The 12,488-nt window shown below is 68.7% G+C and carries 7 protein-coding genes; 4 read left to right on the forward strand and 3 right to left on the reverse strand.

Going from position 1 to position 12,488, the window contains the following annotated elements:
• Window positions 1-11: 11 nt before the first annotated feature.
• Together OO71_RS31805 and OO71_RS31810 are read right to left on the reverse strand one after the other, a co-directional pair.
• Entirely contained in the window at window positions 12-2,708 is a 2,697-nt protein-coding gene (locus OO71_RS31805) for a helix-turn-helix transcriptional regulator (RefSeq protein ID WP_033293641.1), read from the reverse strand.
• Window positions 2,705-3,847 carry an Hsp70 family protein gene (locus tag OO71_RS31810; RefSeq protein WP_033293642.1) on the reverse strand — a complete coding sequence of 381 codons (1,143 nt, stop codon included), beginning with the start codon at window positions 3,845-3,847 and terminating at the stop codon, window positions 2,705-2,707. The genes OO71_RS31805 and OO71_RS31810 overlap by 4 nt, the downstream gene beginning before the upstream one ends.
• A gap of 301 nt (window positions 3,848-4,148) precedes the next feature.
• Between OO71_RS31810 and OO71_RS31815 the strand changes: the two genes are divergently transcribed.
• The 4 genes from OO71_RS31815 to OO71_RS49430 all read left to right on the forward strand — a co-directional run bounded on the left by OO71_RS31815 (window position 4,149) and on the right by OO71_RS49430 (window position 11,068).
• Window positions 4,149-5,597, forward strand: a complete 1,449-nt coding sequence (locus OO71_RS31815; RefSeq protein WP_033293643.1) for an IniB N-terminal domain-containing protein — start codon at window positions 4,149-4,151, stop codon at window positions 5,595-5,597.
• A 97-nt stretch (window positions 5,598-5,694) separates the two neighbouring features.
• Complete coding sequence (locus OO71_RS31820) at window positions 5,695-7,467, forward strand: dynamin family protein (protein WP_033293644.1); 1,773 nt, start codon at window positions 5,695-5,697, stop codon at window positions 7,465-7,467.
• A gap of 54 nt (window positions 7,468-7,521) precedes the next feature.
• A complete protein-coding gene (locus OO71_RS31825; protein WP_033293645.1) occupies window positions 7,522-8,721 on the forward strand; it encodes a P-loop NTPase family protein in 1,200 nt (399 codons plus the stop codon).
• A 460-nt stretch (window positions 8,722-9,181) separates the two neighbouring features.
• Window positions 9,182-11,068: an AMP-binding protein gene (locus OO71_RS49430; RefSeq protein WP_084145426.1), complete on the forward strand. Its 1,887-nt coding sequence runs from the start codon at window positions 9,182-9,184 to the stop codon at window positions 11,066-11,068.
• Window positions 11,069-12,043: 975 nt separating this feature from the next.
• On the opposite strand, the gene OO71_RS31835 is transcribed toward OO71_RS49430, so the two are convergent.
• Entirely contained in the window at window positions 12,044-12,430 is a 387-nt protein-coding gene (locus OO71_RS31835; RefSeq protein ID WP_033293646.1) for a pyridoxamine 5'-phosphate oxidase family protein, read from the reverse strand.
• Window positions 12,431-12,488 lie beyond the last annotated feature (58 nt).

A 12,488-nucleotide genomic window follows, 5' to 3' on the forward strand; every position in this document is an offset into this window, starting at 1 on the left:
GGTACCCGCGGTCAGTGCGGGACGGGCTTGGCGAGCAGGTCTCGCAGGGTGGCGAGCAGTTCTCGGCGATCGGCCGCGCCGAGTTTGCCCCGGATGCGTGCCATGTGATGCTCCACGGTCTTGCCGGAGATGAAGAGCTTGCTGCCGGCTTGCTTGTAGGTCATGCCGTCGACGACCAGACGAGCGACCTCCAATTCCCGCTCGCTCAATGCGCTCAAGCCGGTTGCGGTGCCGGTCGTGGGAGTGGCGGATTCGAGGCGGCCGGTGGTGCCCTGGAACTGCCGCGCCGCCTCGAGCAACTGGACCATCGCCTTGCGATCGGACGTCCGGATCGCGGCCTGGCCGGCCAAGCGTGCGGCGTCCCAGCACAGATCGAGCTCGTGCAGTTCGGCGGCCGCGGCGGAAATCTCGCCCGGGTCGAACGTACCGCCGAGAACCGTGAGCCAGCATCCGGCGGCACGAGCGAGCGCAGCCGGGTAGCGGCCGCAGTCGGCAAAGTGGTTCAACGCGGTCAGTTGCCGCTCAGCAGTTGCGCGGTCCTCTGTCGTGATCGCCGCGTGCAGTTCGTGCCACGACAACGAAACCGTCCACAGCGGAGGATTTCCGAGCCGGTCGAGCATGGCATGGGCCCGGTCCAACCGGCGCGAGAGCTTGGCGTGCGCGCCGGTGCGAGCGGCGGCGATCGCCAGTTCACCCAGCGGCAACAAGGTGAACAGGTCCACTTGCTGACGCATCGACGCCTGATAGGCCCGCTCCCACGACTGTTGCAAACCGACAAGGTCGCTCGCCCGCCGGGCAAGGCCGAGTTCCAAGGTGGCGAAGAACAGCTCGTCCCGGGACTCCAGCCTGGTGCCGGCGACCGCGTCGCGGTGTTCGGTTGCCGTGGCGAGGTGGCCGCTGGTCATCGCGACCCAGCCGAGCAGCAGCCGGTGCCGAGCGGACAGGAGGTCGCCGCCGACGCTGCTGTCCAGCGCCCGCGTCAGGACCGATTCCGAGAGTGCCAGCTCGCCCGCATGGAGCCCGGCCAGGGCTGCGAGTGCGGCCGGGCTGTCGGGAAGAGGCGCACCGCCGACCGCTGGCTCGAGCATGGCTGCGGCGCCTACGAGCGTCGGCAAGGCCTCCGTCCCGCAGCCGTACACCGACTCCACAATCCCGGCAGCGGTTCGCGCCGCGGCGCCGGCGAACAGCGTCGGCGCGAGTCCTGGTACCGGACCGTTGGCGATGACTTCCTTGTCGGTGACTTGCCCGGTTCCGATGAGTGCAATCGTCGCGAATGCGTCGACCGCACCGGGACCGGCCCAGCGGTAGCTGTCCCCGCTCGTCCGCCTGGACAGAAGGGACGTCTCGCCGCCGGATGCCCGGGTCGGTAATCCCTCGGGGCGGTGGAGGGCGGCTGCGTCGACTGTGCCGGGAACCTGGTGACGTGCGGAGAGAGCGTGCGGATGCTTCGGATTGACAAATGCCGAGACTTGGCCGTCCGGGATCGGGGAACTGTGTCCATCGCTGTCGGAGGGCGCGACACCTTGGTTCTGCCCGGGGTGCGGGACGGCGTGATTGTTGAGCGCTGGCGACGAGACGTGCTGCTGGTTTGCCCAGCTGTCCGTTGCAGCTGCCCAGCGGTATAGCTCGGCGGTTCGGGCCAGCTCGCCGCGATGAGCCAAGACCGTCGCCGCGATCTCGGCTCCGGCGGCTCGAGACTCGGGATCTTCGCTGGACAGCATCCCGTCGCCGAGGCGGAGGGCGGTGTCCAGGTCGCCAGAGAGTGCGGCGGCTCGCGCCCAGCCGGCCGTGGTCGCTGCGTCGCGGGCTCCGGCGTCGGCTGCGGCTTCGAAGAGACGTGCTGCGAGCATCGCGTCGGACGTGAGTGCTTCGCTTGCCGCAGTCGCAAATGCGTTCGCTGCGGAGCCACCGGAGCTGCCGGCGTCGAGTAGCGACGTTGCCAAGTCCAGCACTGGGAGGCCACGCGTCAGCTGCGCCTCGACAAGTTGCTGCAGCACAGCGAGACGGCGGGCTGGCGGGGCATACGCACGCACGGCCTCAGCCGCAGCCGGAAGGAGGACGTCTTCGGCATCGAGAAGACCGGTGGCTCGTGCGCCGTCGACGACCTCGGACAGTTCGTCCGGTGTACAGCCCAGCAAGGAGCACAGCAGATCCAAGTTGCGAGCTGCGCCGGCCTCGGCGGCGATCAGGTAGCGGAGGACGTCGTCGTCGAACTCGGCCAGTTCAGTGCGGAAGTCGCTGAGCCGGGCCGTCACGACGCGCTCCACGAGGCGAGGGACACCGCCGGTTCGTGCGTGCAGCGTCGCGGGGTCGATGGCGCGTCCGGTCAGTTGTTTCGCGAGATTGCCGGCTTCATCGACCGTCAGCGGCGGCAACAGCAATGTCTCGCCGAGGGCGCGCAACGCCTCTGCGCGCGGATCTGGGCGGTGTGCCACCACGAACGGTCCGTCAGCAGCGGCGGCGAGCGCAGTGAGCCTGGCCAGGTCGGCGTCGGCGAGCTGGTCGGCGTCGTCGATGATCGTGGCGTCGACTGCTGCTTCGCGGTAGCCGCGGTCGAGGGCGTTCAGCAGCGTGGTTTTGCCGTAGCCGCCGGGCGCGACGACCACGAGCCGGACCGGGGACGACGAGGTGTCGGCGAGCTCCGCGAGGAGCCGGCGGGCTGCGGGATGGACGGCGTCGTTGCCGGTTTTCGCCAGCAGTGCGTTCAACAGTGACCTTCACCGGAGGGAGCTGAGGCTGGGTGGGCGCACGAGCTCAGGGCAGGGGGACGGGGAGAAGCAGGTTCCTTGCCGGCGGTCGCTTCGTGTGACGTCAGAACCGCGACAAGGATCGATGAGCTGATCGCAAGGACGGCCGCCGCAGCGGCCAGCGGTCTCCATCGACGCAACAGTTTTGCAGTGCCCTCGGGTTCCGGCAGTGTGAACGGAGTGATCTCGACCGGGGGTCGCTCAGGTCGCTCGGGAAGTTCCGGCGCCCGGTCGAGCCGCGGAAGCAAGGTGGTCTCGGCAGCCGGGGCTTCGCGCCGCGCGAGCGGGCTCGTCCGCTGGCTGGCGAAAACGGCGGCACCGACCGCGGCTGTCAGTGCGGGCTGGGGACCGACGAATACCGGGCACGGCAGCCGCCCGGACGGTGCGCCCGGACCGGGGCCGCCGCAGAAGACAACGCCGGCCAGGGAGTCCGGGGGGATGTTGGCGGTCTGCGCGAGTCCGAAGGCTGTGCTGATCGCGGAGCCGGGAGCGACGCCTTCGACGCTGGTCCGGGAAACCCAGCCGCTGGCTCCGGTGGCGGTCGCCAAGGTGACGGTGACGCCGTCCGGGCCGAACTCGCAGACGGCTGCTGTCCGGTCGCCGGGCCCGGGGTCCGGAAGGTGCGCGTACAGCGCTGCGACCGCGCTGGGCACGAGAGTCGCCGCGGTGAAACCTGACTCACCGAGTGATCGACGCAGGAGTTCACGTCGGTAACCGCCCCAGTCACCGGGGTGGGTGATGACGAGATGACGGGCCGCACCGCCGGCCTGGCTTGCCGCGACGTCGACGATGCCTTCGACGAACACTGTGGTCAGCGATTCCGGGGTGAACGGTTCACCGCCAACGAAGGCCGGTACGTCGTCGCCGATGCGACGGTGGAAGCCGGTGATGAGCCGGGATGGTGCGGCTGCGCCCGCGTGAGCCGCTGCGTCGCCGGTGAGCAGGTAACCCTCGTCATCGAGGAAGAGCGCGGACGCGGTTGCGGGCGAGTTGTCGCCCAGCCACAGCGGCTCGGGGTCGTCCCAGCGGTCACCCTGCCTGCGACGGAGCGCGGCGTGGGTCCGGGCGGCGCCGAGGTCGATGCCGAGCACGTGGGGCACCGCCGCTTCCTCCCTTCGTCGCAGTCAGGTTCCGCCGAGGGGCGTACTCACTGAACGGATAGGCATCATCACCCGTTCGGGTCAGTCGGGCAAGGGTGGGGTGGGATTTAACCCAACCGGGTTCCGCGTGTCCGATCCCCTAACTCCCTAACGATCTCATATCGACCCCCTAACGGCTGAGCGAGGCGCGACTGGGTGTAAACCCCGATGTGAGCGGGGGTGTCCCGTCCCTACCTTGATCGCCAGCTCGGCCGGAGAAGGCCGGGTATTCCCCCGTAATCACGACAAGTGGAGATCCCCGATGGATCAGGTGCAGACTCTGCACGACTTCACCCTCACTTTGCTCCGCGACCCGTCCGCGCTCGCTGCCTTCGGTCAGAACCCGCAGGCAGCGCTGGCGGCGGCCGGTCTCGGCGACGTCAGCGCCGCCGACGTGCACGAGGTCGTGCCCCTGGTGCTCGACTACGTCCCGGTCGACAACGGCGCTGCGCTCGGCAACCTCCCGCTGTCGGGCGACGTGTCCGGTGCCCTCGCCGACGGGCCGCTGGGCGCGATTCAGCAGCTGCAGGCGCTGACCGCGTCGGTCAGTGTCCCCGCGGGTGAGGCGTCGGTCGAGGCCAGCGGTTCCGCGGCGTCGGGTGGCGCGGCAGTACCGGGGATTGGCGAACTGCCTGGTCTCGGTGCGTTGCCGGGTACTGACGCATTGCCTGGTGTCGGCGAGCTGCCCGGTCTCGGTGCGTCGCCGGGTACCGATGCCTTGCCGGGTGTCGGTGGGCTGACTGGTGCTGGTGGTCTGCCGGGCACTGATGGTTTGCCGGGCGTTGGCGACCTGCCCGGGCTAGGAGCTTTGCCCGGCACCGAGGCGCTGCCGGGCGTTGGCGCGGTGCCCGGAGCTTTGCCGGGTACCGATGCGTTGCCTGGTGTTGGTGCGTTGCCCGGGCTTGGAGCTCTGCCCGGTACCGATGCGCTGCCCGGCGTTGGTGCGCTGCCCGGCGTTGGCGCGTTGCCTGCCGTCGGTGCGCTGCCTGCCGTTGGTCCACTGCCAGGCGTCGGCGCCTTGCCCGCGGTCGGCCAGGTTCCTGGGCTCGGTGACCTGGCGGGTGCCGTCCCCGCCGCCGAGGGGTTGCCGGACTCGGGCGAACTGCCCGCGGTTGCTGGTGTCCCGGCCGTGCCTGGGCTGCCTTCGGTGCCGGGGCTGGGTGACGTGCAGAACGCTGCCGCGTCCGTCACCGCGCTCGTGCAGGACCCGGCTGGGGCGCTTGCCCTCGGCAACGACCTTTCCCGTGGGCTGGACTCCGGTGCTGTCGCGCAGGCGAACGGTGCGCTTTCGCAGGTGCAGCACGTCGGCGGAGAGGTCGCGGCTGCGGCTCCGGCGCCGGTCAGCGATCTGCCCGTTGCGGGCGCTGCCGCACACACGACCGAGGCCGGCGGCGGCATCGCCGGGCATGTCAGTGATCTTGCCGGGACCGTTACCGGCAACGTCGGCAGCCTGAGCGGGGTGCTCAGCGCCAACGGGCTCAACCATGTCGCCAACGGGGTGACCAGCGAGGCGCACTCGCTCATCTCGCAGGGTGACTCCGAGCGCTCCGACGCGGCGACCGAGACGCACACCGGCACCGACGCCGGAGTCGGCGTGGTGCACGACACCGTTTCGACCGTGACCGACCTCGGCCACCAGGGCCTAGGGCTCGACCTGCACACCGGTGCCGACACGGCCCACGGCGGCGGTGAGCTGCACATCTCCCTCTGAACCAGCGCAGTTCGGGAGTGGCTCTGTGGTCTGGGTGCGACCGCGGAGCCACTACCCGGTTCGGATACTCCCCGTGCACGGGGGAAACTGATCCGTCGTGACCGCTCCTGCCTGGCTCGAAGTGCTCGACGAGACCTCGGATGCCTGCCGGACGCACGGCCGCGAAGACTTGGCGCAACGCCTCCGCAGACGCCGGGACCGGCCGCCCGGGGGCACGCGCGTCGCGGTGCTCGGATTCCCCAAACAGGGCAAGGGTTACCTGGTCAACGCAATACTCAACGCGCTGGTCTGCCCGGTCGGTGATGCAGTGACGCCTGCGGTGCCGATCGAAATCGGGTACGCCGCCGAACCCGGCGCGACCCTCGTCGGGCGCGACGGCGAACGGGTGCCGGTCGAGGTCGCGCAGTTGACCGGTGAGGTCGGCGCGCGGCCGGCCGGGTCGCTGCGGCGGGTTGAGGTCGGCGTCCCGCGTGACCTGCTTGCCGCGGGGCTCGTGCTCATCGACACTCCGGCGATCGGCGACCCGCGCTCGCCGCGTACGGCTGCTGCGCTCGACGTGCTGGTCGACGCCGACGCCGTCATCCTCGTCTCCGACGCCAGCGCGGCGTTGAACCAAGCCGAACTCGCTTTGGCACATCACATCCGCACGTGGTGTCCACACGTCGTGGTCGCGTTGACGAAGATCGACGTCAGCGCCGGATGGCGGGGGGTCGCGGAGCAAAACCGGACGGCGCTGTCCGGGGCCGGGATCGATTCGCCGGTGCTGCCGGTGTCCGCGACTGTTCGTTTCGCTGCGGCGAAGGGCGGCGACCAGGATCTCAACGTGCGGTCGGGGTTTCCCGAGTTGCTGACGTGGATTGCCACGCAAGTGTCGCGACCGGCAGAGAGCACGGCTGCGTTGCTTGCTGCCGTGAGCGTCCGCGCTGCAGCGACTGAGCTTGTCGAGACCTTGCGGGCGCGTGCTGAGGCGACTGGCCAGGAGGCGGGCGTCGACCAGGCCACGTTGCTGCACCGTGCGCAGCGTCGCATGGACGAGCTGCGCCGGCGCAACAGCCGATGGCAGAACCTGCTGTCGGACGAGATCGGCGACCTGCAGTCCGACGCGGAGTTCGACTTGCGCGAGCGGACGCGCAAGATCGTCGAGACGATCGACGAGACCTTCGACCACGGGGACCCAGTGAAGGTGTGGGGCGAGTTCGGACCGTGGCTGGATCGCACGCTCGCCGAAGCCGTCGAGACGACGTACACCTTCACCGCCGAGCGTGCGGAATGGATTGCGCAGGCGGTGGCGGTGAGCTTCGGCGCGCAGTACGACCTGCCGGATCTGCCGTTGACCGACTCCGGCGTGGACCGTATCGCCGAGGTGCGGCAGCCGCGGATCGAGCGGTTCAAGATCGGGCAGAAGGCGTTCACCGGGCTGCGGGGGTCGTACGGTGGCGTGCTGATGTTCGGCCTCGTGACCGGGTTGGCGGGACTGCCGCTGATCAACCCGGTGTCGATCGGTGCGGGGGTCGCGTTCGCGGCGAAGACGATCAGTGACGAGGGCGGGATGCGGTTGCAGCGACGTCAGGCAGTGGCGAAGGTGACCGCACAACGGCACGTCGACGACGTGTTCCTGCGGTTCAGCAAGGAATGCCGCGACGCGATCCGGCAGGTTCAGCGGCGGCTGCGGGACCACTTCACCGCGCTCGCGGACGGGCTTGCCGACGAGCTGACCCGGGAACGAGAGTTGATCATCGCGGGTTCGGCCGAGCGGGACCGTCGCAGCGCGCAGCTGCGCCGGGAGATCGACCGGCTGGCCGGGCTGCACCAGCGGGCGGGTGAACTGGGGTTGCTGGCCAATCGGACGCCGAAGGAGCTTTCCGCGTGAGCTCGGTGGTGGCTGGCCGGACGTGTGTTGCGTGGCTTAGAGGGGGTCTCGCTCGTGACTGAGGATGTTCGCGCGCTTCTGGCTGACGCTTGCGCGTACTACCGCGACAGTCCCAGGGCGTCCGCATTGCTCGGCGAAGCGCTTGACCACCTCGACGAGCCGCTTCGCGTCGGCATCACCGGTGCTGCGGGTACCGGGAAGTCCACGCTCGCTGCGGCGCTTGGGGATTGGCCTACGCGAGCACTGCGCGACTTGGACTTCTTCGACGCACCAGCACCGTCCACGCTCACCGACGCGTCCGTACGGCTGCTAAGGCACCTGGAGCCAGACGAGTTGGCGGCGTTGCGTCCGACAGCTGCGTCAGCGTTCGCGCGACAGACTGCCGTCGACACGGTACTTGTACTTGCGCGCGCGGACGAGACTGGCGCGGGGCGGATCGACGCGCTGCTCACCGCGAAGCAGCTTGCGCGGCGCGCGTGGCGCGAAGACCCACTGTGCAGCGGTTTTCAAGGCGTGATTGCTGTGGCCGCGCAGCTTGCGTACGGAGCGCGCGCGTTCACTGATGACGAGTTCGAGCTTCTCGCCGCCTTCGCGGCTGTACCGCGCGAAGAACTGGAGAGGTACCTGCTGTCTGTCGACGCGTTCACGGATCCGGCGTTTCCTGGTCCGGTGTCTGTTGAAACGAGACGGTCGCTCGTTGTGCGCTTCGGCTTGTTCGGGGTGAAGCTCGCGCTGACGTTGATTCGCACCGGCTGTGACAACCGTATGAAGCTGTCGACTGAACTGGTGCGGCGTAGCGGTCTCAGCGAGCTTCGCGACACTGTCGCCGGTTGCTTCGCTGCGCGTGCTGAAGCGTTGCGCGCACGGACTGCGATCATTCGGCTGGAGACTGTGTTGGCTGCCGAGCCTCGGCCGCACAGTGACCGGCTCGCGGCGCGCGTCGAGAGGTTTTCGGCTACTGCGCATGACTTCCGGGAGCTGCGGTTGATTGCCGACATCCGCGGAGGACGTACGGCGTTGTCGGGGGATCCGGCAGAAGAAGCGGTGCGGCTGCTCGGCGCGGAGGGTACGGAGCCGGAGTCGCGGCTGGGGCTCGAGGTGGGGACTGATCCGCGTGAGGTGTACGACGCCGGGCTCGATGCGGTGTTGCGGTGGCGGCATGAGGCGGAACGTCCGGACCGTCCGGCGGCTGACCGCGCCGCGGCGCATGTGGTGGTGCGTAGCGCGGAAGGACTCCTGGCGCAGTTCGGTTGAGGTGACCTTTGGTGCGGCCGGACGTGGTGCGGTCGGGTTGGTGGGCCGGACTGCTTTGCGGTTCGCGTTGGTCGGCTGGGTTTGTGGGGCGGCCGGGCTGCTTGTTGGTGGTTGGCGGCGTCGCCGGTGGCTCGGTCCTGCTTTGGCCGTGCTGGTTGAGCGTGGATTGGTTGGCCGGGACAGGTTGGTGTGATTTGGGTTCGGTAGGCCGGGTCGGCTGATACGGCGCGGGTTCGCTGGTTTGGTCGGCCGGGCCCGTTGGGGTCGGACGTGGTTGATTGGCGGCCGGTCTGGCTGTCAGGGCGGGTGGCTTGCGGGGGTTGTTCGTCCGGGTGGGCGGCGGTTCGGCGCGACGTCGGGTTGTTGTGACGGCTCGGATCAGCGGTGGTTGACGGCCTGTGAGTGGCAGCGCACCATAAAGCACTCGATGGAGCCATCGTCGGCTCGGAGGGAGCTCGCCATGTCCGCGGAGGTAAGCACTCGATTCCGTCTTCTCGGTGATGTTCTTGCGCACTGGGCCGAGTATCGTGGTGATCAGCCGGCGATTACCTATCAAGAAATAACCCGTACCTGGGCCGAGTTCGACGCACGTGTGCAGCGGCTGTCTGCAGCGCTCGCTGCTGCCGGAATCGGCCGGGGGGACCGGGTTGCGTTCCTCGACAAGAATCATCCTGCCTGCGTGGAAGTCACGTTCGCGGCGGCCGCACTCGGAGCGGCCACGGCGATCGTCAACTGGCGGCTCTCCGGTGACGAGCTCGCGTATGTGCTGGACGATTCCGGTGCGCAGATTCTGTTCGTGGGTGCGGAAATGCTGCCTGCGGTGGAGCTGGGTCGGCTGCCGGCGGTGCGGGATGTGGTGGTGGTCGGTGGAGAGGAGGATCGGTTCGAGGCGTTCGTGGCTGGTGGGTCGCGGGAGTCTGGGGTGGATGGACGAACTGGGGTGGCCGGGGAGTCCGGAGTGGACGGACGAGCCGGGGTAGCCGGGGAGTCCGAGGTGGACGGACGAGCCGGGGTGGCCGGGGAGTCCGGAGCGGTCGGACGAGCCGGGGCGGTCGGGGAGTCCGGAGTGGTTGGACAAGCCGGGGTGGCCGGAGAGTCCGAAGTGGACGGACGAGCCGGAGCGGCAGACGCTGGAGAGGAGGCAGGTAGACAGTCTGGAGTGGATGGCGTCGAGAGGGCGGGTGGAGCGCTCGGGGCGGCTGGTGGGACTGGGGCGGTTGGAAAGACAGTTGATGGTGCAAGGGAAGAGGTGGTTGAAGACGGCGGGGTGAGTGAGGACGACGGTGTGCTCGTCATGTACACCAGTGGTACCACCGGATTCCCGAAAGGGGCGGTGCTCACGCACAAGAGCGTGCTGGCGCATGGAGTTTCCGTGGGGACTGCGTTTCCGTTTCAGCCGGGGGACCGGAACCTGGTTGCGATGCCGCTGTTTCACGTCGGCGGGAGTTGTTACGCAGTCGTCGGGTTTCTCAGTGGGGCGCCGACGATTATGATTCGCGAGCCGGACGCGCCGTCGCTGTTTGCGGCGCTCGCGGCCGGTGCCACGCACGCTTTCCTGGTGCCTGCGGTGGTTGCGGCGATCGTGCAGGCCGGGGACAAGGCGATGGCTGCGTTCTCGCGGCTGCGGTACCTCGGTTACGGCGCATCGCCGATGCCGTTGCCGTTGCTGCGTACGGCATTGGCGGCCTGGCCGGACATGAACTTCGTGCAGGTGTACGGCATGACCGAGCTGTCCGGCGCGGTGACCACTTTGGACCCGGACGCGCACCGCGACCCGGTGCGGACCGAGCGCCTTGCGTCGGCTGGGACGCCGGTGCCGGGCGTCGAAGTGCGCATCGTCGACCCGGTCACGCTGGAGGACGCGGCCACCGGCGAGGTGTGGATCCGCACTGACCAGCGTATGGCGGGCTACCTCGGCAAGCCTGAGGCGACCGCGGAAACCGTGATCGACGGCTGGGTACGGACGGGCGACGTCGGGCGGCTCGACGACGGCGGCTTTCTCTTCCTCGAGGACCGGGTGAAGGATATGATCATCACCGGTGGGGAGAATGTGTATTCGCCTGAAGTGGAACGCGTGATTGCGGAGTTCCCCGGCGTGGGCGAGGTGGCTGTGATCGGTGTGCCCGACGACCGTTGGGGTGAGCAGGTCAAGGCTGTCGTCGCGCCGTTGTCGGGGGAGACCGTCGATGCGGGCAAGCTCGTCGAGTTCTGCCGCGAGCGGCTTGCGCACTACAAGTGCCCGCGCACCGTGGACGTGCTGGAAGCGTTGCCGCGCAACGCAACCGGCAAGATCCTCAAGCGCACACTGCGGGAACCGTACTGGCGGGATCGGGAGCGGAACGTCTGATCTTTGCGGCCAATGAGTAGGGCTGCGAGGTGTTGTCCGTGCCCGCGGTCGGACATGTTCGGCGAGGTGAACGTCGGACGGTTGTGTCGGGAACTCGATGTCACAAGCGGGCCGGTTCTACCGCCATTTCGGTGGGCGGCCGGGATTCGTTGACGGCCTGCTCCGGGCACAGGGCGCAACGGCAGGTTCGCATGCTGGCTGACGGCTGCTTTGGTCTGCAGGGCTGGTGGCCGAGGTCGCTGCGCTCATGGACGTCACGATCGGTCAGGCGTAGGAGGCCGGGGTGGCCATTTGCGCATGGTTGGTGAACGACGAAACAGTTTGTGCTGCCCGGAAATGGGTCGATGACGCTCGTGTGCTGGGATGTTGGCGGACGCTGACGTCGTTGGGCGGGTGGTGCTGGTCGGGCATCAGCAGTTGCTGGGCGCAGGCTGCGGTGATGGCGAGAGTGGGGCTCGAACCTCGACCAGCAGCCACTGAAGCGGAGCTATCAAAGACCCTGCAAAACCAGCCAGTCAAGCGTTGCCCAGACCTGCCAATTCGGGTGCTCGACACCCGCCGATTCGGGCGTTGTCCAACACCCGCCGACTCGGGTGTTTCTCGACACTCGCCACCTTGGGCGTGCTTCAAACCCACCGACTCAGCCGTTGCCCACACCCGGCAACTCAGCCGTTGCCCGAACGTGCAACTCAGGCGCCCAACACCCGCCAACTCGCGCGTTGCTCCACACCGCAGACTCGGGCGTTGCCCACAACCCGCGACTCACGCGGAACCGCGATACCTGCGGCTCACGCGGAACCCCAAAGCCGCGAGCTCGGGTATGGCCCGGCGCTCGTGGGACGGTCGGTGTCAGCTCGGGTATGGCCCGGCGCTCGTGGGACGGTCAGTGTCAGCTCGGGTATGGCCCGGCGCCCGTGCGACGGTCAGCGTCAGCTCGGGTATGGCCCGGCGCCCGTCCGACGGGTCAGAGCCGACTCAAGCGTTGCCCAACACCCGCCCCACGGTCAGCTCCAGTACCACCCGCTCCGGATTGACGCGCGGTTGGCGGTACCGGCGCGCGTAGCGTTCCTCCGCGTCGCGGACTGACGCTGGGTCGTCGCAGAAGTGGATGCGGCCCTCCAGCGTCGACCACGTCCTGCCTTCGAACTGGCATACCGCTGCGGCCAGGCCTGCCTCGCCGGCGGTGCGGGTCAGGCGGGCCTTGTACGAGGTCCCCGAGGTGATCACGCGGGCGATGCCCTGTTCGAAGTCGACCGTGACGCCCACTGTGACCACGTGTGGGGTGCCGTCCGGGCGGACTGTCGTCAGTGATGCCAGGCGGCGTTCTGTCCAGAACTGCTGTACGCCGGGGGCGAATGTCATGTCCGGGACGCTAGACGAGACAGAATTTCAACTGTCAGTTGACCTCTTTCACCACCAG

The organism is Amycolatopsis jejuensis, from assembly GCF_000717335.1.
GTDB classification, from domain to species: Bacteria; Actinomycetota; Actinomycetes; order Mycobacteriales; family Pseudonocardiaceae; genus Amycolatopsis; species Amycolatopsis jejuensis.